Annotated in this window: 18 protein-coding genes and 2 pseudogenes; 14 read left to right on the top strand and 6 right to left on the bottom strand. The window is 60.5% G+C overall.

What is annotated here, in order from left to right; translation table 11 throughout:
- The 4 genes and pseudogenes from ACFRJ8_RS21130 to ACFRJ8_RS21115 all read left to right on the top strand — a co-directional run.
- A complete protein-coding gene (locus ACFRJ8_RS21130; RefSeq protein WP_377988326.1) occupies positions 1-375 on the top strand; it encodes a PH domain-containing protein in 375 nt (124 codons plus the stop codon).
- Positions 376-612: 237 nt separating this feature from the next.
- The gene (locus ACFRJ8_RS21125) at positions 613-2,001 is read left to right on the top strand and encodes a flavin-containing monooxygenase (protein ID WP_377988325.1); all 1,389 of its coding nucleotides are present in this window, start codon (positions 613-615) and stop codon (positions 1,999-2,001) included.
- Positions 2,002-2,185: 184 nt separating this feature from the next.
- Complete coding sequence (locus tag ACFRJ8_RS21120) at positions 2,186-3,415, top strand: restriction endonuclease (RefSeq protein ID WP_377988324.1); 1,230 nt, start codon at positions 2,186-2,188, stop codon at positions 3,413-3,415.
- A gap of 164 nt (positions 3,416-3,579) precedes the next feature.
- A pseudogene (locus ACFRJ8_RS21115) lies at positions 3,580-4,113 on the top strand (FAD-dependent oxidoreductase); the annotation flags it as partial.
- A 40-nt stretch (positions 4,114-4,153) separates the two neighbouring features.
- Here ACFRJ8_RS21115 and ACFRJ8_RS21110 read toward each other — a convergent pair.
- On the bottom strand, positions 4,154-4,921 hold the full coding sequence (locus tag ACFRJ8_RS21110) for a hypothetical protein (RefSeq protein WP_377988323.1): 768 nt from the start codon (positions 4,919-4,921) through the stop codon (positions 4,154-4,156).
- 673 nt (positions 4,922-5,594) lie between these two features.
- On the opposite strand from ACFRJ8_RS21110, the gene ACFRJ8_RS21105 reads away from it, so the two are divergent.
- Genes ACFRJ8_RS21105 through ACFRJ8_RS21085 form a run of 5 tightly spaced genes read left to right on the top strand, consistent with a single transcriptional unit; the run spans position 5,595 to position 11,718 of the window.
- Positions 5,595-6,254 (top strand): hypothetical protein, encoded by a 660-nt coding sequence (locus ACFRJ8_RS21105; RefSeq protein ID WP_377988322.1) that lies wholly within the window; start codon positions 5,595-5,597, stop codon positions 6,252-6,254.
- On the top strand, positions 6,247-9,528 hold the full coding sequence (locus tag ACFRJ8_RS21100) for a DEAD/DEAH box helicase family protein (RefSeq protein ID WP_377988321.1): 3,282 nt from the start codon (positions 6,247-6,249) through the stop codon (positions 9,526-9,528). Before ACFRJ8_RS21105 ends, ACFRJ8_RS21100 begins: the two co-directional genes overlap by 8 nt.
- A gap of 2 nt (positions 9,529-9,530) precedes the next feature.
- Positions 9,531-10,568: an Eco57I restriction-modification methylase domain-containing protein gene (locus tag ACFRJ8_RS21095; protein WP_377988320.1), complete on the top strand. Its 1,038-nt coding sequence runs from the start codon at positions 9,531-9,533 to the stop codon at positions 10,566-10,568.
- Positions 10,565-10,810, top strand: coding sequence for a helix-turn-helix domain-containing protein (locus tag ACFRJ8_RS21090; RefSeq protein ID WP_377988319.1), 246 nt, complete (start codon positions 10,565-10,567; stop codon positions 10,808-10,810). The genes ACFRJ8_RS21095 and ACFRJ8_RS21090 overlap by 4 nt, the downstream gene beginning before the upstream one ends.
- On the top strand, positions 10,798-11,718 hold the full coding sequence (locus ACFRJ8_RS21085) for a hypothetical protein (protein WP_377988318.1): 921 nt from the start codon (positions 10,798-10,800) through the stop codon (positions 11,716-11,718). Before ACFRJ8_RS21090 ends, ACFRJ8_RS21085 begins: the two co-directional genes overlap by 13 nt.
- Positions 11,719-11,884: 166 nt before the next feature.
- On the opposite strand, the gene ACFRJ8_RS21080 is transcribed toward ACFRJ8_RS21085, so the two are convergent.
- The 4 genes and pseudogenes from ACFRJ8_RS21080 to ACFRJ8_RS21065 form a co-directional block, all read right to left on the bottom strand.
- On the bottom strand, positions 11,885-12,190 hold the full coding sequence (locus tag ACFRJ8_RS21080; RefSeq protein ID WP_377988317.1) for a hypothetical protein: 306 nt from the start codon (positions 12,188-12,190) through the stop codon (positions 11,885-11,887).
- A 138-nt stretch (positions 12,191-12,328) separates the two neighbouring features.
- Complete coding sequence (locus ACFRJ8_RS21075) at positions 12,329-12,652, bottom strand: hypothetical protein (RefSeq protein ID WP_377988316.1); 324 nt, start codon at positions 12,650-12,652, stop codon at positions 12,329-12,331.
- A 34-nt stretch (positions 12,653-12,686) separates the two neighbouring features.
- A pseudogene (locus tag ACFRJ8_RS21070) lies at positions 12,687-12,817 on the bottom strand (IS3 family transposase); the annotation flags it as partial.
- Between the two features lie 434 nt (positions 12,818-13,251).
- Positions 13,252-15,351, bottom strand: a complete 2,100-nt coding sequence (locus ACFRJ8_RS21065; protein WP_377988315.1) for a DUF262 domain-containing protein — start codon at positions 15,349-15,351, stop codon at positions 13,252-13,254.
- A gap of 581 nt (positions 15,352-15,932) precedes the next feature.
- Here ACFRJ8_RS21065 and ACFRJ8_RS21060 point away from each other — a divergent pair.
- The 5 genes from ACFRJ8_RS21060 (at position 15,933) to ACFRJ8_RS21040 (ending at position 20,461) form a co-directional block, all read left to right on the top strand.
- Complete coding sequence (locus ACFRJ8_RS21060; RefSeq protein ID WP_377988314.1) at positions 15,933-17,135, top strand: toll/interleukin-1 receptor domain-containing protein; 1,203 nt, start codon at positions 15,933-15,935, stop codon at positions 17,133-17,135.
- Positions 17,020-18,555, top strand: a complete 1,536-nt coding sequence (locus ACFRJ8_RS21055; protein ID WP_377988313.1) for a tetratricopeptide repeat protein — start codon at positions 17,020-17,022, stop codon at positions 18,553-18,555. The genes ACFRJ8_RS21060 and ACFRJ8_RS21055 overlap by 116 nt, the downstream gene beginning before the upstream one ends.
- A 306-nt stretch (positions 18,556-18,861) precedes the next feature.
- Positions 18,862-19,563, top strand: coding sequence for a hypothetical protein (locus ACFRJ8_RS21050; protein WP_377988312.1), 702 nt, complete (start codon positions 18,862-18,864; stop codon positions 19,561-19,563).
- A complete protein-coding gene (locus ACFRJ8_RS21045) occupies positions 19,446-19,787 on the top strand; it encodes a hypothetical protein (RefSeq protein WP_377988311.1) in 342 nt (113 codons plus the stop codon). The genes ACFRJ8_RS21050 and ACFRJ8_RS21045 overlap by 118 nt, the downstream gene beginning before the upstream one ends.
- A gap of 317 nt (positions 19,788-20,104) precedes the next feature.
- The gene (locus ACFRJ8_RS21040) at positions 20,105-20,461 is read left to right on the top strand and encodes a transposase (protein ID WP_377988310.1); all 357 of its coding nucleotides are present in this window, start codon (positions 20,105-20,107) and stop codon (positions 20,459-20,461) included.
- Between the two features lie 152 nt (positions 20,462-20,613).
- On the opposite strand, the gene ACFRJ8_RS21035 is transcribed toward ACFRJ8_RS21040, so the two are convergent.
- Entirely contained in the window at positions 20,614-21,234 is a 621-nt protein-coding gene (locus ACFRJ8_RS21035; RefSeq protein ID WP_377988309.1) for an HNH endonuclease, read from the bottom strand.
- Between the last annotated feature and the right edge of the window lie 3 nt (positions 21,235-21,237).

Raw genomic sequence — 21,237 nt, 5'->3', positions numbered from 1 at the left:
TTGGAAGCAGCAGCAGTGACCACGTGGATGTTCGTCGACGAATGTCCGATACCCAATGACGTCGCGGAACTAATGGTGCCGGGCGAGCAGCCGGTGGCCGCGTACAAGACGTTCCGGGATAGCGCCATTTTTACCACCAAGCGCCTGATCGTCCGCGACGCCCAGGGCCTGACTGGCAAAAAGGTGGAGGTGTACTCGCTGCCCTATTCTCACATCAACATGTGGTCATCAGAGAACGCCGGGAGATTTGATCTCGATGCAGAGTTGGAGCTTTGGACCCGCGCGGGGCATATCAAAATTAAGACGGGTAAGAAGGTGGATGTGCGCCGCCTAGACATGCTGATCGCGCATTCGGTCCTCGGCGCCCAGAACTAACGCGGATCTTCTTCAACTAGAAATTCGCCAACCTACGCAGTTCAACCCCTGCGATCCGAAAACGGTAAGAGGACGCGCAATTCGTGTCCTCTTACCGTTTTCGCGTCCAGGACGTACTTCTCTGGGGATTCCGGTTGGAGGTGCAGGGAAGGACCGTCGGGCACCTGTACGCAGCAGCGCTGCGGGCATATCCTGCCAACAAAGCCAGCCCTGCACCTTGGCTACGGGAGAAGAACCATGGAGACCCCGACCGCCGCCCGACATGCGGCTCCGCAAAGCGTCAACACCCTTATCGTCGGGGCCGGGCAGGCTGGCCTGGCCACGAGCTACTGGCTCACCCAGCACGGTGTGGAGCACCAGGTCCTGGAGCGGCGCGAAACGCTGGGCGGGGCGTGGCAGGACCGGTGGGACTCGTTCTACCTGAACACGCCCAACTTCTCGTTCATGCTGCCGGGGCTGACATACGACGGTCCCGAGCCGGATGCCTTCCTCCCCCGCGACGCCGTCATTGATCTGTTCCGCGACTATGCGCAGCGGATCGCCGCACCGGTACAGCTGGGCACGGAGGCCACCCGGATCGCCAGGGCGGGCGACCACTTCAGCGTGGAGACCACCGGCGGGCACTTCACGGCAGAAAACGTGGTCCTGGCGAACGGCGCCTTCCAGAACCCCCGCATCCCGGTCGCATCCGCCGCTCTCCCCGGGCATGCCCACCAGCTGCACAGCCACGACTACCGCAACCCGCAGCAGCTGCCCGACGGCGCCGTGCTGGTGGTCGGCGCCGGCCAGTCCGGCGGCCAGATCACCGAGGACTTGCTCGCCGCCGGCCGCGAGGTCCATCTGTCCGTTTCCGCCTGCCCGAAGGCGCCCCGCAGGTACCGCGGCCAAGACACCTTCTACTGGATCGTGCAAATCAACCTGCACGGCCCCACGTACGGCATCAACGGACTCCAGGTAGAGCAGCTCCCCTTCCCCGCCGCCCGCTTCATGTGCAATCCGCTGGTCTCCGGCAACGACGGCGGCCACAGCATCCACCTGCGGGAACTGGGCCGCCGCGGCGTCCGGCTTCACGGCCACTTTGAGGGATCGGACGACGGCGTACTCGTCTTCAGCGACGACCTCCCCGGACGTCTGGCGATGGTGGAGGCCGGGTTCGGCCAGCGCCTGAAGCCGTTGGCGGACGCCTACATCGGGGCGGCGGGCATCGACGCGCCTGCCGCCGAACCGCTCCAGGACGATCCCTGGCTTCCCGAGGAGTCGGGCGCGCGGCTGGACCTGGACGCGGAGAACATCACGTCCATCATCTGGGCCACCGGATACGGCCTGGACTTCAGCTTCCTGGACATCCCGGTGCTGGACGAGTGGAACTACCCCCGGCACTCCCGCGGCGTCACCGAGGTTCCCGGACTGTATGCCGTCGGGCTGCCGTGGCTGACCCGGCATGCCTCGGCCACGCTGGCGCTGGTGGGCGAGGACGCCCGGTACGTTGCCGAGCACATCGCCCGGCGAAATCCGCGGGACTTAGATCCTCTTCGCTGTTGGTCCCGCTGGGCAATAGATTCCCGGGTAAGTGTTATGCCGTCGTTCGACCCTTGGAAAGCGTTAGAAAGTGGAGCAACCCGGTGAGGCCATCAGAATTTCAGAACGCACCCCTGATGGCGGTCTTTAAGAGCAGCTCAAGGTTGCGTCTGGGCCCGGGCGCCTGTGACGAGACTCGCCCGGCTGCTTTGCTCAATTTCGGGCGGCCCATTGACCCTTGGGCCCGGCGAGTCTCTGAGCCTATGAGCAGTATCTCGCCTAACCTTCAGCAGTGAGTGAAAATCTAGCAACTGATCCGCGGGCCGCCTGGGCATGGAGTGAGTACCTGGACACGGAGAAGCCTCGAGACATATCAGACGACCTTGCCCAGCAACTTTTGAGCGCGATCCCGGAAAACGACCACGTCGAGGTGTTCGCCCACGGAGTCATCTTACGAGGCAAGAAAGCCGACCTAAGCGAAGATCACCGCAGGAAGAAAAGCCATCTTTTGGCACGCACCATGCGTCGATGGATTGAGGTGCGCGAAGGAAAAGACGCACCCACCATTTTCGACGGCCCCGCTGAAGGTTCCTTCACTGAAACCACGAGCATGTATATCAAAGAGCCGAGCTGGACCACGTCTTACGACGGCGCTGCGGTCAAAATATACATCGACGATAGGGAATCTGATCTGATCGAACGCCTGAGTGACGGGGCGGGCTTCGACATCCTCCGGCTACCTGATGTGGGCGACGTGCCGGCACCCCCGGACCTCCTGAAGCTACCGGCTGGCCAAGTGGCAGACGATCCGAAGCCATTCATGCTGGTAACAGACTGGCGGGCTGCAGAGCAGTTTGCGCTGATGCATATGAAGAGCATTGGCTTCGCCGGAGCGCGTCTGACAGGTGGATCGAGAGATAAAGGCGTAGACATTGTCCATGAAGAGGCTGTAGCCCAAGTAAAGATGCAGGGCGTGCCCGTGGGTGCGCCACTGATCCAGCAGCTTCGGGGCGCCAGGCCGCATCTGAAACATCACCTGTTCTATTCAACATCTGGATACACGACAGCCGCTGTCGCAGAGGCGAACGAGTCCGCAGTTGCGCTTTTCACCATCGGTGCCAGCGGTCAGGTTTCGCCAGCAGGAGGAACTGCTCGACTAGTCGAACGAGAAGGCGCCAGCCGGCAACCGGGCCCTGGGGAATCCGTTGCCGCGTACGTAGACGATGTCAGATCGCGAGTCAGCACCGCTCTCAAAAATTATGGATCAGAGGATTCAGCCAAAAGGGCTATCAAGAACGAGCCGCGCGAGGGAGCCGCCATCTGCGCGCTCCGCTACCTGTACTGTGCTCGCATTAGGTTAGAGTCTGGACCGGAAATTGGCGACGGTCCTCTGAAGTCGATCATCAACTACTACCGTCATACTGAACTCCTGGCGGCCGTATTTTGTCGGGAACTGGGCTATGAATATCCCGGACAGGTCGTCCTAGGCAAGAAAGTTAAGTCGATGGACGACTTCTACTAGGAAATACGACAAGGGACCCGGCTTTCGGGTTGGGTCCTTGCCCCAAAGACGGCGTGTTCAGCGAAGTGATCCGGGGAGCCAAGGGACGAAACGATTTGGATCGCCCAGTTCCCCACGGGCGGCATGAGCCCGCTCGTGAAGTCGAACGCGGCGACTTTGACGGGCGCTTCAGGTGCAACCCGCTGGTGTCCGGCGCCGACGGCGGCCACGATATCCACCTGCGGGACCTCGGCCGGCGCGGCGTCCGGCTGCACGGCCATTTGGAGGCAGCCGACGACGGCGACCTCGTCTTCAGTGATGACCTTCCGGAACGCCTGGGCCAGGTGGAGGCGGCGTTCTACCAGCGGATGAAGCCGATGTTCGACAGCTATATTGCCGCCACCGGCATGGCGGCACCGGAGCCGGAGCCGCCGCGCCAGGACGGCCGGCTTCCTTCGGAGCCGGCTCGGCTGAACCTTGAGGCCGCCAACGTCACGTCGGTCCTCTGGGCCACGGGCTACCGTCTGGACTTCAGCATCCTGGACATCCCGGTGCTGGACGAATGGAACTACCCCCGGCACTCCCGCGGCGTCACCGAACACCCGGGCTTGTACGCCGTCGGGTTGCCGTGGCTGACCGGGCACGGCTCGTCGATCGTGGCGGGCGTGGGCCGCGATGCCGAGTACATTGCGCATCACATCGCGGAGAACAATGCATAGAACGTCGCCTCCGGGTGAAGGCGGCGTTCCAGAGGGGTGGCTACCCCGCGCAAGGCTCCTTGAAGTCCACGGGTGCGGCGAGGCCGGCCGAGCAGAACCATTCCCTCGCCCAGGCCTGGACCGCGGGTACCGCGAGTTGCTCGGCCACAAGCTCCGGCGGCCCGTCGAACACGGACTTCCCCTCAACCAGAAGGTCTCCGGTGCCACTGCCGGCGAGGAGCCCGAAGAGGGCAGGCTGGTCGAGGAAGGGAAGCTTCCCGCCGTCGCCATCGTTCAGCACGCCCCAGCGCGAGGTGAACAGCGAAAACTCCTCCGGGCGTTCCCCGTGATCCGCCACGAGCGGGCAGGCTTCGCCGTCGAGCTGGATCCGCCGGTAGTTGGGTTCCGTTTCGTCGAGGGCCATCAGTTGGACATCGTCCAGCCAGGACAGCCAGACCGCTGTGCACTCTCCCATCAGCGGATACGGGGCGGCGGCGATGTAGCCGGCCTTGCTCACGTGGGCAGAGTGGCCAACGGCGATGTTGTGGAGCTGCCCCCGGACCAGCGGCAGGACCGCGCTGACAGGCTGGTGATAGCTGGCGAATTTCCGCCGCATCACCTCGGCGCTCGAATTCGAGCCGATGGAGACCACCAGGGAACGGGCTTCCAGCGGTGCCGCGCCGGCGTGCGCGAGGGCTTCATCCAGTCCGACTGAAAGCTCAAGAGGCCGGAAGTCATGGCCGTCCATGACGCCCGAGGCCACGGGCGGGTCCCACGGATACAGCAGCGGATCCAGATGGCCGGCGGCGCCGGCGCTAGTCAATCCCATGGAGTCGGCCGGGTGGAGCCGTCGGCATCGTGCCGGAGACGAATCAAGGTGGCCCGCTTTCGTGGTTCGGGACTTCCAGTGTCCCGCACTTTTGGGGGAAGCGGACCCTATGGCGCTCATGGAGGATCGGAACTAGGCGCGCCCGAGGTGCTGCCCACCGTTTGGCCGTCGGTCAGAAGCAATTGAACTGCTCGGCAGCCCCGGGACTCCGGCAAGCCGTGGTCTATGACCAGACGCACGACGCGCAAACGTTGGCGTGGAGTCAAAGCGGCATTAGGGTGGGACACGAGGACCTCCTGGTCGCTGCAGCGGTTGTCTAAGCAACTCCACTGTGCAACCGGAGGTCCTCACCCTTGGGTAAACGACTCCAGCGAGTCATCACATTAACCGAACCAACGTCCTTGGGCGGTATATCTAGTGGATAGACCCGGGCTCGATACCGGTTAGCCTGGCCCAGGAATGCCCGCGCAAGCCCCAACGGCTCGTCGTCTCGTCGCTGGACCGCGTGGTCCATGCCTCGCGTCGATCTATTATCTCGTGGCGTCTTCCTTCCCCCGCATGACTTGGGAGGAGACGTCACGACCTGGTTGCGTGTCGGACCCGACAGAACGCGATCCGGAAGTAAACTTTCTGATACACGGCGGCTGTGCCACTCCTTCGACGAAGAGGCTTCATGACATCACTGACAACCGAGGAGCGACTCATTAAGTCGCACCACCGGGTGAAGGCGCATGGGGAGGTGTTCACGCCCCGCCGCATGGTCAACCAGATGCTCGACCTCGTCCGTCCGGAGCTCGAGACCGGGCCGAACTTCGTCGACAAAACGTTCTTCGAGCCCGCCGCCGGAGATGGCAACTTCCTTGTAGCGATCCTCCAGCGAAAGCTCCACGCTATCGAGAAGCGCTATCAGCCGACCGTATGGTCGACCGAGTCGCTGTTTGCGCTCGCCTCGATCTACGCGGTCGAGCTCCTCGAGGACAACCACGAGGCCGCGCAGGCGACGCTGCTGACCGAGTTTGTCGCATTCCATGAGCGCGCTGGCAAGGCGTGCGGTCCCCGCACGAATCTCTACCGTTCGGCTGCCATGCTCGTGGAGCGCAACATCATCTGCGGCAACACGCTTACTGGTTTCGACGTCCGCGGTGAGGCGATCCAGTTCTCGTGGTGGCACCGCGTGCTCAACGAGCCCGGGGTGGTTCGCAGAAAACCGTTCACGCTCGCGTCACTGCGCGGCATGGCCGACAGCACCGTCATGTTCGATTTCACCACCTATGACACCTACGCCGTGTGTCGCATCGACCACGTCCACAAAGAAGTGAGGGCCGATGGCTAATCCGAAAATCAGCACATTCCGTGAAGTCATTCCCGTCGTCTATTCATGGATGACACCCGACGTGCCCAAGTACGAGGGGTGGGAGAAGATCGGCTACACGGAGCAGGAGGGCGGGGCCGACGTGCGCATCGCCCAGCAGGCGTCGCAGATGGGCATCGAGAAGAGGAAGGTGTGGTCGCAGCGCGCCTTCTTCACGTCCGAGGCGGGCGGTGCCTTCACTGACAAAGACTTCCACGCGTATCTCAAGCAGGTCGGCGTGGAACGTGAGCTTGATCCGCGAACCGAGTGGCACAGCTTCGTAGACATGTCCGTGACCTCAAAGCAGTACTTCCTCGAGTTCGCCAGCCAGGACTGCGCGGATCGCCAGCGCACCGGCACCGAGGACTACAGTCTGCGCCAAGAGCAGCGGGCCGCTGTCGCGCAGGCCCTGGACGTCTTCACGTCCGGTCACTGCGAGGTCCTGTGGAACGCCAAGCCCCGTTTCGGCAAGACGCTCACGACCTACGACCTCATGCGCCAGCTCGATGCCCGAAAGGTGCTCATCGTCACCAACCGCCCGGCAATCGCCAACTCGTGGTTCGACGACTTCACGCGCTTCATCGGCCACCAGACCGAATACGTCTTCGTCTCGGACTCGGCATCGCTAGTTGGTCGTGAGACGATGTCTCGCGAGCAGTGGATCCATCACGCCGTTCAGCACGAAGACCCACGCATTGTCGAATTCCTCTCCCTGCAGGACCTCAAGGGTTCGCAGTACTTCGGCGGCCATCACAAGAAGCTCCGGCACGTCGCCGAGTTGACGTGGGATCTGCTCGTCATCGACGAGGCCCATGAGGGCGTCGACACGACGAAGACCGACATCGCGTTCGACAAGATCAAACGCCAATGGACGCTGCACCTCTCCGGCACCCCGTTCAAGGCGCTGGCCGCTGGCAAGTTCGAGGCCGAGCAGATCTTCAACTGGACGTACGAGGACGAGCAGACGGCACGCGCCGAATGGTCGGACGGGGCGCAGGAGAACCCCTACGCGACGCTGCCGACGCTCAACATGCTCACGTACCAGCTCTCGAGGATGATCACCGATCGTCTCGCCGAGGGCGTCGCGCTGGCTGAGGACGAGGCCAACATCGATTACGCCTTCGACCTCGGCGAGTTCTTCGCGACGAAGGAGAGCGGCATCTTCGAGCACCGCGAGCAGGTTCTGAAGTTCCTCGACTGCCTTACGACGAACGAGAAGTACCCGTTCTCCACCGCTGAGCTTCGTGACGAGATCCGCCACTCGTTCTGGCTGCTCAATCGCGTCGCGTCCGCGAAGGCGCTCGAGAAGCTGCTCAAGCAGCACGAGGTCTTCAAGGACTACACGATCGTCCTCGCCGCCGGTGACGGACGGAGCGAGGACGACAGCGACACGGTCGCGTCATCCAAGTCTCTCGACAAGGTCCGCGCCGCCATCGCCGAGGCCGAGAAGTTCGGTGGCAAGACCATCACGCTTTCGGTCGGCCAGCTCACCACAGGTGTGACCGTCCCCGAGTGGACCGCGGTCCTCATGCTCTCGAACCTGTCGTCACCTGCCCAATACATGCAGGCGGCCTTCCGCGCGCAGAACCCGCACACCTTCTTGCGAGGTGAGCGCATGCTGCAGAAGAGCAACGCCTACATCTTCGACTTCGCCCCCGAGCGCACGCTCACGATCTTCGACGAGTTCGCCAACAACCTGCGACCCAACCCCTCAGGCAGCCCCGACGTCCGGCGCGAGAACATCCGCACTCTCCTCAACTTCTTCCCCGTTATCGGTGAAGACTCCGAGGGGCGCATGGTCGAGCTTGATGCCGCGCAGATCCTCACGTTCCCGAAGGTCTTCAAGGCCAAGGAAGTCGTACGCCGCGGGTTCCTCTCGAACCTGCTCTTCGCCAACGTCGCCGGCATCTTCCGGTACTCGGAGCATGTGAAGTCGATCCTCGAGAAGCTGCCCGAGGCCAAGGAGGGCAAGCTCAAGACCGGCACGACGATCACCATCGAGGAGCCGGCCCCCATTACCGACCACGAGGGCAACGTCGAAGTCGACGTCGAGACCGTCATCAATCCGAAGGTCGCCGAGCTCGGTGCGCCCGTGTGGAGCGTCGAGGAGATCCCTGCGATCACCCCGGACACACCGGCTGAGACCGCAGCCAAGGAGCTCGCCTCCCTTGTGACGCAGAAGGCCCGCGACACCCGCGAGAGGCTCAAGGAGGAATATGGCCTCACCGCCGCGCAGGTCACACGCGACGAGAAGCGCACCGAAGCGACCGTCGTCACTGCCGTCGAGCGTGCATACATCGATCACGAGATCGCTCAGAAGCACCTCGAGGACGAGCTTGATGCGGCTACGACGGACGACGAGGTCGCCACCGTCGCCGAGAAGCGCGCAGAGCAGGAGAAAGCCTTCGAGGCCGACATTGTCGCGATCCTCAAGGAGACGACGGCGTCGGTCACCACCGAGGTAGTCACTCGCGAGGAGACGAAGAAAGAGCAGAAGCGCGCGAACACCGCCATGGACGACGCCCGTTCCCACCTGCGCGGCTTCGCCCGCACGATCCCCATGTTCCTCATGGCCTACGGCGACGAGAGCATCCGCCTGGCGAATTTCGACGACCACACCCCAGACGCCGTCTTCGAGGAGATTACCGGCATCAGCGAGGCGGACTTCCGCATCCTGCGCGACGGCCAGGACGTCACCGAGGACGACGGCACGATCATGCAGATCCCAGGCCTCTTCGACGAAGCTGTCTTCGATCAGGCGATTCAGGAGTTCCTTGCGAAGAAGGCAGAGCTTGCCGACTACTTCGACGAGGCTCTCACCGAGGACATCTTCGCCTACATCCCACGGCAGAAGTCGTCCCTTGTCTTCACCCCGCAGCCCGTGGTGAAGCGCATGGTCGACCTCCTGGAGCAGGAGAACCCGGGCATCTTCGAGGACCCCACGAGGACATTCGCCGATCTCTTCTCCACCGCGGGCCTGTTCCTCATGGAGCTCGTGCGCCGGCTGGACCGCGGATTGGCGTCGTCGATCCCGGACCAGAACGAGCGCCTGCGGCACATCCTCACGAAGCAGATCTTCGAGATGAGCCACAACCAGATCCTCCACGACATCACCATTGAAGCGGTTTCCGGCGGCGTTGACGAACGCAGGGAATGGATCAAGGAATCCGGCCACTACCAAGTGGGCAACCTAGCCGCGATGACCCCAGCCAAACGCCAGGCAACGATCAACGACATGCTCCAGGAAGGCAACTGACCATGACCAAGAAGTTCGACGTCGTCATCGGCAATCCTCCGTACCAGGGAGAGTCGACTGGCGATGCAACCCACGCGATGCCGATCTACCACGAGTTCATGGAAGCCGCGTACGAAGTGGGGACGAAAGTCATTCTCATCACGCCGGCGCGCTTCCTGTTTAATGCCGGCTATACCCCGAAGGCCTGGAACGAGAAGATGCTCGCGGATCCGCACCTGAGCGTGCCCCACTACGCGCCGGTCAGTGATGACTTGTTCCCCGGCACGGGCATCAAGGGAGGCATCGCCGTGACGTATCGTGACGCGGAGAGTGTTGGCGAGCCGATCGGCGCATTCACGAAGTTCGACGAGCTCAACGACATCCTGCAGCGGGTGGGGCACGGTGATTTCAAGCCGTTAACAAGCCTCGGATTTACGAGTGGACGTTCGTATCGATACACGGCCAGGATGCATGAGGAACATCCGGCAGCGGTCGATATTTTGTCTCATGGGCACGAGTACGTGATCGGACCGCATGCGTTCCAGCGGCTTCCGCAGTTGTTCCACGATTCGCCGCTGCGCGACGGACAGGCGTACACGCGAGTGCTCGGGCTTGCGGGGAAGAAACGCGTATTCCGTTGGATCCGCAGTGACTACGTCAGTGGCACCGAAGCTCTTGGCGCTTACAAGGTCGCCGTCGCAGCTGCTAACGGTTCCGGCCATCTTGGTGAGGTGCTCTCTTCGCCGCTTGTCCTCGAACCCGATGTCGGTGTTACGCAGACGTTCCTCACAATCGGAAGTTTCGGAGATGTGGCTGCCGCGGATGCTTGCCTGAAGTACATCAAGACAAAGTTTGCCCGCACGTTGCTCGGTGTTCTCAAGATCACGCAGCACAACCCCGCAAAGGTCTGGAAGCATGTCCCGCTTCAGGACTTCACCTCGGACTCAGACATCGACTGGACGAAAAGCGTCGCCGAGATCGATCGGCAGCTCTACGCGAAGTACGATCTCACCCCTGAGGACATCGACTTCATCGAAACCCAGATCAAGCCAATGGAATGAGCGCGCTCTCCATGCTTCCCTCCCCTTCGCCCATGTCGGAGATCGCCCGTCAGGTCCGTGACGCGCGCGCGGCCCGCGGGTGGTCCCAGCACGAGCTGGCCGAACACGCCGGTGTCTCCCGCCCTACTGTGGCCCGCGTCGAGGCGGGCGATGATGTGAACACGGCGAAGCTCATGCGGATAGCAGAGGCTCTGGGTCTCGTGCTCCGAATCGACAGGCAGGAGGTCCCGTGGGACGAGTAGAACGCCACTTACTGGGCACGCACCAGCACCGCGACGCACGGGACCTGTCGAGATGGCTCGTGCACCTCACTCGCTCGGAGGACGAATTGGTCTCGATCCTGCGAACTGGTTGCATCGAAGCGCGCAACTCCTTCGGAGCAGGCAAGGCCTTCTCGATCGCAGCTGACAGCCATCATTCCGTGTGCTTCACCGAGACGCCGTTGTCCGAATTGGAGCGCATGACGAAGTCCAAAGACCCCAGACCATGGGGAATCGTCTTCGACAAGGAGCGCTTGCGCAAGAGGTTCGGCGCGCAGTCGGTGTGGTACCTGAGCGACGGCTCGCCCGAATTTGACGCGGTCAACGATGCGATGCGGGCCGGCGAGAAAGACCCAGATGCGCCGATCTGGTCGCTCACTCCGTTCATCGAGAACGTCCGATCGATCGGCAGTCAAAATCCAAATGACTGGCGCTGGGAGCGTGAATGGCGTGTTCGCGGAGATCTCTTCTTTGAGCCAAACGACGTGAAGAGGATCATTCTCGACACCGGTGGCACCCCGAAGATCCTCGAAGAGATCGACATGTGGGTTCCTTGGGCGATTCCTGGTGAAAAACCTGCGACGTGGTCGGGTGGGTATCCCCGTTGGGAAGACAGTGTCGAACGAATGCTCGGCCGGTGCAACAGCCAGTACTCAACCCCCGACCAGGCTGGCGCGTTCTGGGATAAAGAGGACGGCGTCTACCGCTATCTGCATGGCGAGATGGTTGATCTCGACGAGGCCATGGATGATGTCTTCGGTGAAATGGACACTGAACTGTGGGATGAACTCTACGACGAGCTGTCGTCCAGGAGCGACGTGTGGTGTCGAGCTGATGCATCGTGGGCTAGTGAGCCCGACCTTGACTACGGACGTTTTGCCCTCGATTAAGAAGACGCCAGCTCAATCCGGTAGCCCGTCGCGATCGTGACCCATGTTCCAGTCACCGGTGATCTCGTCCGACCGAGTCTCGTGACGATGTCGCGCGCGACCTGAGGAACCAGGAGCACCTCTGTAACGACCACCAAGGGCCCGAAAGAACGGGGTCAAGGCCCACCTAAAGATTCATCTCCAGCGCCGCCGCTGCGGTGCGAGCGATAAAGACCGTGCGCAGGGCAGCAGATGCCCCAATCCGGCTCTTCATCTGCATGTCCGAGAAGATTGCCCTCGCCTCCGTCGTCAGTGCCGCATCGTTTGGGAGCCAGCTCATCCGTTTGTGCTCGACAGCGGTCATCGGGCGATTCGGGAGCTGCATCTGAGGGAGTTCATACACCAGGCGGTTATCAAACCCGGCGTCAATGTAGATGATGCATACCGTGCAGTTCGTCGTGTAGTCGATCGAATCGGACCTTTTGGAAGTCATGCTTCATGCCCAATCACATCTCGGCGAACTATGTCGATCACGTCCGCCGGCACATCGTTCACCGCGAGCTGATAGACGCTGTTCAGCCGCGGAGTGAAGATGCCGACAGGCCGGAATCCTTGCATATGAGGAAGTACGTCAGCAGCTGTAGCGTGTTGTCCTTCGTCGGTGTCGCATTTTGAGACCTTGAAGTCCCAGAGAGGTGTCGGCGGTCAGAAAGTCCCCGTCGGCCACTGGTCGCCACCTGCTGTAGCCGCCGCGTTCGTCCAGCAGCATCGTCTTCCTCCGGTCGGCGACGACGAAGCCGTCCTTGGTGATGGGACCGTGCTCGGGGAAGAACCTCAGCGATCGAGTCACCATCGGCAGGATGTGCTCGGTCATCGCCGCGTCGGCCGGTAGCAGCATGGACATCCTGATGTAGAACATCGGACTGGCACGCAGGCCGATATCGTAACTGGCCAACTGGGACTGCCCCGACTTTTGTTGACTTGCGGTCTTAGGCCGCTGTGAGCGCGGTCCGGTTGATTGTGTCATATATTCGACAGGCGTGAGTTTGCCCAGCCGTCTTTGCCGTCGGCGGTGGTATGTTCTCTCGATCCAGGTTGTGATGGCCGTTCGGAGGTCACGGATCCGTGGGAGACCCTGTTCGCCTTGAAGTGATTCAGACCTCACTTACGGGATGGAGGACGAGACGATGATTCGGTTCCGGAGCCCAGCTCGGGGATGCCCTCGATCCCGTATTTCCTTGCGGGCTTGGCAGCGTGTCACCAGGCAGGCAAGCCGTACCGGACCATCCTGCACCGGGCGCCAGGGGCCGGTAGAGCCCTTCGGGCATACCCCTCCCTGGGTCGCCAGATTCGTCCCGTGCGACGCGCAATACTCGAAACTTTGTTATGGTATCAACCTAAATCCCACAGTCACCGCAACGTAGCAAGGACCCACTTTCCTTTGTTAGAAGCGAACCAGGGCCTTGCTTTGCCCGTTCTGGATCCATGGCAAAGAGTAGCCCCTACATGATGGTCCATGCGGTTAATCCATAAAGTCGAGGGGCGGCGCTCCGCCTACTCTCCACCCATTTGGAATTCGAAAGCCTGGCGGACCAGGCCGATGATGTAGCCGAGGTCGGTGTCCTCGTCCAAGCTGACCTCGGTCGGGCCATTGCCCCAGTGCCCCTTGCTGCTTATGTCCCAGGCAAGGCCCCGCTCGTCGCGGAGCGCCTCGATCGGGATGTTGAGGCTCAACCTGAGCCGAGCCTTCTGCGGAATGACGTCGACGAAGTTAGTCTCTGCCTTGAAAGCAACGTAGAGCTTGAGGAATTGCTGAATGATGCCTGGGTCCAGGGCCAGAACCTCGGCACTGAACCTCTCGAACAGGGCTCGCCGCGGCTGGCGGAGCAGATGGGGGTGGTCTTCGATGGAGAAGTCCGACTCTGCCCGCTTTCCCTCGAATTCCGTGATCGTTTCGGCTGGCAGCTCCGGCAGGGACCAGATCTTGAGAGCATCGTCTACCAGCCGCGCGGCGCGTTTCTGGATCTCGCTGGCGTTCCAGGCTTCGAGTTGCCCTAGTCCCTTGTTGAGCCGGAGCGGGCTGTCCTTGAACCCTCCCTCCATATCGCGCTTCTTGACAAACCCATGGTCGGAGTACTCCGAGTTGTAGCCCGTGAGAGTCAGATTTCCGAGGGTGTGCAGGTACTTCGGATGCACGTCCTGCCAGTCATCACCAAGGGCTACTTGCCATTCAGCCGAGAGGTTCTCGTTCTGCGGCATAATGTGCTCGATCGTGTAATCCTCGATCGTCACGTGCTCCTTGCGGTCGTAATTCTCCAGCATGCGCAGAAAGTAGGAGCGCCGTCGGAAGTTATAGAGGTCACTGGACTTGAGCGCGGAAACGAACTCGGCGTCGGTTGGGAATCTACGGTAGCTCTTGAGGCCGAGAAAGTGTGCCTCGACGCTCTCAAGATAGCGATCTTTGCGCACCGCTGAGCTGACGCCTGCGAAGGTCTTGTTCAGCGAGTTTGTCGGGATGCGGCAGACCGCGCGGCGGAAAATGTACGAGGTAACTAAATCAACGATCTGGAGCACGGCCTCGCGAGTCAGAGTTCCAAGTTCGTAGTCAGTGTAGACATCGAGCAGGAAGGGGTAGACGACGTCGGCCTTTATCTGGTCCAGGTCTTTGAAAGCCCGTCGCAGCGTCGGGTCGGTCTCCTTGCCCAACGCCATCGCGCAGTACCGCCGGGCGTACTGACGCAGCTCGACAACGAGAGACTCGATTGTTTCGTCCGCGTCGATGAAACCCGTCGCGTGATCCTTAAAGGCGTCATAGATGTCGTCCAGTCGAGGAATTTCGCCGGTCTTGATGGTCAAGTAATGGCGGACGAACTCGTCGAACTGGCTCTCCCCCGCACCAACGAACTCGAGCTCCATAGGACGCCAATAGGCGGAGTAGACCTTCTCCTGCTGTTTAGGTGGTAAGTCCATGAGGACGTAGTTGCGGATCAGGTCGGCCTGCGACAGCTTCTTGCCGGTTGAGTTCATGGCCTCAAAGACAAGCTGGGGATTGTCCACCCCGCGCTCGAGCTTTACATCAACGACGACGAGCTTGTCGAGGCCACGGCAAACGACGGCCAGGTCGAGCCTCCGATCATCAAGCTTCCGCCGGAAGTAGGCATAGTTCTCGATCACGCGAGTACCGACGTCGCTAGCCGGCTCGGCTCCCTGCAGAATCGTGATCAATGCCAGCCTGTCGCTCTGGGACAAGATCAGCTTGAACTGACGCTCACCTTCCTCGTCATCGTTGAGCAGGTAGCGATTCCGAATCTTCCGCGGAGAGAAACCGTCCCAGGGCTCGCGCTGATCGTCTGGCAGTGTCTCCAGCCGGGCAGCCAGCGCTGCTAGGACCAGTGTTACAGTTGTCACCCGCTGCTGGCCGTCAATAATCAGATCCGGCTCAGCAGAAGTGTTAGTGGCTTGATCCCTGGCAACGTAGACGATCGACCCCGTGAAATGCGACCCAAGTGCCGAACTCGATCCCGCCCGCATAATATCGGCCCACAGCTGGGCGCACTCCGCTTCCTGCCAAGAGTAAAGCCGCTGGTATATCGGCACAATGAACTGGCTGCTCGCCTTCAGCAGCGTAAGCAGATGCGAGTCAACGGCTTTCACAGGTCTCCTTGATGTTTAGTTCTTCACCACCGTAGCCTCGAGGCACCTAGCGTGCGCGTCGAAATGGGCCGACCTTCCTTGGACTGCCTTGGGCGGACCCCTCGACCCGAATCTAGCGGACGGACCGCCGAAACTTGCACAAGGTCACTCCGAAACACGGGGCAAACAGCAACGACCCAACCTTTTGGTGCGGCCCAGCGACGCAATACCGACCAGTTCTGATGAAGCGTGCGCAACCGGTCGTCGGCGGCGGTCCTCCCGGGGGCTACCATCAGGTACCTATGGCGCCAGCCCCGGCTCCCGCCGAGGTAACAAGGCCTAACGATCGGCGGCGGCTTCATCCTGGGCTCGACCTCCCGCCCAAGATTATGCGTCGAGACGTCGGATGTCCTTCTTCACTTCGCCACCGCAGCCGCCGTCGCAAACACGTCCGCCGGGCATCGGTCTGCAGCTTCCATGTGATTGCAATCGGCTTCTCACCTGCGTGCTGTACGTAATCCACTGTCCAAGGCACGTACAAGGAACAGTCTGGCAGGGCAACTGGGCATGGCGACGACACACTGATCCTGCTGCCATGGCGGATGACCGTCAATCACACGAAACTGCTCTATTCTGATTCTCGGGCCGTGCCGATGACGGCCTCTGCCCTACGTATTCTTGACGGTGTATCTCTTGGGGATAGCGCCTATCCCACATGGGACAGCTCGGTTTGGTTCAGTGGAGGAATTTTGGCCGCAAGAAGATACTTTATTTCGCACGCTGGACCCGACAAGCCCCTCGCCTTGGAGTTAAAGGCCGCTCTGAACGATGATGCGTGGGTCGATCTGCATGAGATTGGTGTCGGCCAAATTCTTCTCCACGAGATCAGTGCAGGAATAGAAGCGTCTACCGACTTCGTCCTTCTGTGGTCTAGAGCATCGTCGGAGTCGAAATGGGTACAATTCGAGACCACTTTAGCCTTCACCAGGTGGCTCGAAGACTCTGCGATCGCGCTGCGGATCGTGTGCCTTGACACCACGCCTGTGCCGCTCCAGTTCCGTCCGTTCCTACAGGCACGTGGTGCCACCGATGCAGAGTCCATTGCATCTGCGCTTCGAAGCAATATTCCCGCCGCAAGTCCACGCCGCAGGTTCTTCAACCGGAATGCCGAGGTAGATCGTGTCGAACAAGACCTCTACGACGCCACAGTCTCAGTACTGTGGATTTGCGGTGTCCCAGGCAGTGGCAAACGATCACTTGCCAAGGAAGCGCTTGCAAGAGTGACAACCGGTGCTGGAACAGTGCTGACCGTGACTGTAGATGAAGGAACAGCCGAACCAGAGCTCAACTTACGGCTGTCCAGTGCACTCCGAATAAACGCAGCCTACGAGGGGGCCGATCTCTCAGAAATTAGCGCTCATAGCGCCGATGCAATGTCTAGCTTTGTGGATTCCGGCGGCCTGCTGGTTTTCGAAGATGCAGAGCACTGGCTGGAGGATGATGGTACATACGGACGGGTACTCAAACAGGTAATTGAAGCAACCAACCGGCCTGCCGACTACACGAACAGACTGATTGTCTTAACTTCTCGAAGGAAGCCTAAACTAGATGATTCGCAGGCAGCGTCGACTGACACACTCTATTTGAACGGGTTGAGAGAGCAGCACGCTCTTCCATTACTGCGATCACATGATGCGGCTGGAACCGGCACAGCTTCTCTACGTTGCGCGCGAGCTGGACGGACATCCATTGGCGCTGGAGGTAATCGCGCCCCAACTTCCTATCAGCCCAGCCATTCTGAATGACAAACGCCACGACATCGCAACCGACTTGATCGATCCCTCGCGAATCAGCACCAGAGGATGGCGTTTGCTAGAGGTTTTGTCACTCGTAGACGGCCCCTTGAATGGCGAAGACCTTTCGGAGGTACTGGATCTCGACGCTTCCGATTACAGCGCCACAGTTTCTGAAGCCACGGAGTACGCCCTGGTTCACTTAGGAGCGAGCGGATCCTTGGTGCTGCATCCGTTGCTCCGTGACTACTTCCTAAGGTCATACAGGAAAAGCGCCAACTACAAAGAGCAGACGAATAGGTTAGCGTCGTTGCTGTATCAACGTCTCAATGATCTCGATCCGACAGAGGACAGATACGTCGAGGCGTTGTTATCAACGGTCAAAGTTCTAGGCCTCGCAGGGCGGCTCGATGAAGCGCGCGGACTCCGTCAAGGGCTCATCGGCACACTATTCCAAACCGGCAAGGAACTTTTCCAGGAACGTAGATGGGCTGAAGCGCTCGCCTATCTTGAGGAGGCAATCACTGGCGATGAAGAGGTTGATCTCCAAGCACGCCAACTAATAATGAAGTCACTCGCCAGTCTAGAAAGAATGTCGGAAGCCCGCGCCCTTGGTGATGCGCTAGTGGCCGCAAATCCTCGCAGTCCCTCTGTACTCCGCGACCGTGGGCGAGTCGAGCAAATTGATCGGAAGTGGGCTGAATCAATATCTTGGTATGAACGCGCCATCCCCCTCCGACAGAACAATGCTCAGCTCTATGCCGACATTGCTCAGGTCAAGATCCGAATGGAGGATTGGGACGGGGCTGCAGCAGCGGCCAAAACTGCAATCGATAAGGGCGGCGATACGCCTTTCGCCCTGTCCATTTATTCCCAAGCACTAGAAGCGCAGGGCGAGTTTCACGAGGCTCAGACGATGATGGCGCGTGCAGTAAAGCGTGAGCCCACCAACCCCCGTTACCGGCACAGGCTGGGACGGATTGCCCTGCAGCTAGGGAACAGGCAACTGGCACTGCAGGAATTCCAGCATTCTGTGGAAATCGATCCCACGTTTGTCGACTCTTGGATGTCGCTTGCGAGCGTACACGTTGACATGGGTGAGACTGAATCCGCTGAAATTGCGCTAAAAAGGGTCAGAGCCCTCCCAGGAGCACCCTCTGCCGTCCTTTTCAACGTCAGCGCGAAACTGGCCCTTGCATCGGACGACCTTCACTCGGCACAGGCCTCTATTGACGAGGCGCTAAAAAGTCGGCGCGACGCTCAAAACCTGGCCCTTGCAGTGCGCGTGATTGTTGCCCGTGGCGAAGCAGGGCTGCTGCCTGTGGGTCAAGCTCGAGCGCAGGTCCGCCTGTTGGCCAAAGAGCTTATGGCTATGGACGAGCTGTCAATGATTGTGGAACTATCGCAGCGCTCCCCGCAATATTTCGACTAGCTGCACGGGCGGATGCAACCGGGGCACGGTCCACCTGCATCCAGCACCACCGGTGAGGAAAGAGGTACTGCCGTTTGCCCGGATGCCGGGCTGTACCGGCTCGCCCGGCGCGGCCGCGGCGTCGATGCCAAGGCTCAGGCCTTGGTGATGAGCACAGGTGGAGACCGCGTTGATCTCTCCTACGATGTGGCTTAGAGGCTCTTCAAGGTTTGTGGGGAATTGATTTCGTGTCGTAGCTAAAAAGGGGCCCGTGGCCCTGCTGGGATGAGTGTGTCTAGCATTCAACCAGGAACAGGACCACGAGCCTTGACTGAGCCTATCGTTGTGGCGGCTGACGCTGCCACCAGCATCTTCAACCTGCCCGACTACCGCGTCATCTCCGCCACCGTTCTGGACGACGGCAGGCGCCAGGTCATTGTCGAAACCGACCAGCAACCGGGCTGCCCCAGCTGCGGTGTCGTGGCATCGCGGCGGAAGGAGCGGCGCTTCCAGCGGGTCCGGGACATCCCCGTCGCCGGCGCGGTGGAGGTCCTCTGGCCCAAGTACCGCTGGCACCGCGAGGAACCGGAGTGTGCCCGACTGCCGTTATTCGAATCCACCGCCCGGCTGCGGGACCAGGTCGTTGATGCCGTCACCAATTCCGGCCGCGCCGTGTCCAAGACTGCTGCAGCGTTCGCGGTCTCCTGGTGGACGGTCCGCGCGGCATTGACCGAGTCCTGTTTTCTCACTCTGCCGGAGGCGGATGAGCTCAGCCCGCGGATGCTCGGCCTCGACGAACACCGGTTCCGGTCCGTGCGCTACTTCCGCGGCCCTGACTCCAGGTCGTGGGTCAGGCATGAGCCACGGATGACGACCATCGTTGACCTGGACACCGGCCAGGTCCTGGGATCGTGGACGGCCGGGATCACAAGGGCGTCGGGGACTGGCTCTTCCCCCGCCCGCTTCAGTGGCGTCTGGGTGTCCAGGTCGTCGCGATCGACCCGTCGGCGGCGTTCCGGAAAGCCTTGAGGATGTGGCTGTCGCGCACCGCCGTGGCCGTTGACCACTTTACACCGGGTCTCCCTGGCCAACCAGGCCGTGACCGAGGCCCGGCAGAACCTGTCCCAGCAGGTCAAGGACGGCTGCGGCCGCGAGATCCACAAGGCCTGGGCCCACCGGATGCGCCTGCACGCCGGCGACACACGCACCGGGAACGCGGCATGCCGCCTGGCCGAGATGTTCGCTGCCGATGACGCTACCGGCAAGCTGCTGGCCGCGTGGAAGGACAAGGAACAGCTGCGGATACTGCTGCGAACGAGTTCCCCTGCCGACGCACAATGCCCCGGCGCCTGCCGTCGTCCAGAACGGTGGCGGAGATGACGCGGTAGTCGGGCAGGTTGAAGATGCTGGTGGCAGCGTCAGCCGCCACAACGATAGGCTCAGTCAAGGCTCGTGGTCCTGTTCCTGGTGGAATGCTAGACACACTCATCCCAGCAGGGCCACGGGCCCTTTTTAGCTACGACACGAAATCAATTCCCCACGAACCTTGAAGAGCCGGACACTGCTGCGAATGAGTTCTCTTGCCGAAGCCGTCGCCGCGAAAGAGGAACTGAAGATGCTCGTGGACGGTGCCGGACGGCCGGAGACCAACAAGCTCTACCGCACCGTATGCCGATGGTGGAGCGAGATCGAAGTCCTCATAGTCACCGGCGCCACCACCGGCAAGGTCGAGGCAAACAACACCGGCATCAAACACATCAAACGCACCGCCCGCGGCTACCGCAACCCCGCCAACTACAAATCGGTTATTCTCATGCGAAGTGCCTCCGGACCGCGGCACGACACTCATCCGGGATTCCTGTTCCCACAAACCGTGAAGAGCCGATTTGCCAGCGGTCTGCTGGCCATTAGACCGCCGGCAAAATAGGGCAAGCCTCACGCAGCGTACGGCCTTCGACACCCCCTGAGCCCGGGAACGAGCGAGACTCTAGACCCACGCGGCAGGAATAACTTCTTAGCAGACGACACAGTCAGAGTGCATATTCCCACCTCAGCGTTTGATACCGATGCGAAGTTTAGTCAACTCACGACGCTATTTTCTTCATCTGGATATAGGTATTCAAGTAAGTAGTTCATAACAGCGACAGCCTCTCGACGCGGCGTCTTGCGGGTCAGGGCTGAAATAGCCTTCATAAATTTGTCATCTACGACCAAACTATCAACCCCGAGCTGCATTCGTGCGTACCGAAGAAGACCACAAACCTCGATAGTTTTCTGCCCCTTGATACTGCCAAACTTCGGATAACAAATAAAATCGATCCATCCTATATGTTCACCGTATTCATCATAATGAGGATGCACAATTATATAGTCGGAAGAATTGCGGGGCAGAGTCTTGCGACCTGGCCGTCTAAGAACCTCCTTGTCTGATTTAGTAATGTTGCAATCTCGGCAAGAAACGGCAAGATTCGTTGGCTCAAACAAGAACCTTGGACTACTCCCGCGCGATATAATGTGATCCACATCCCACTGTGAATGGTTGGTAGTGACGTTCATTCTATCGCAATATGCACATTTATACCCTTGTTCAATTATGTAATGAGTTTTGACTTCTTTCTTTAGATCTTCATAGTCGGCATGGGACCACAAATTGGCGTCCCAGCTGGACTGGAGGCTGAATGCATCCACCTTTGCCCGCACGTC

Source organism: Arthrobacter sp. NPDC056886 (assembly GCF_042788715.1).
Lineage (GTDB): Bacteria > Actinomycetota > Actinomycetes > Actinomycetales > Micrococcaceae > Arthrobacter.
The sequence above is the reverse complement of the archived record's forward strand: the minus strand, read 5'-3'. Positions and strand labels throughout refer to the sequence as shown.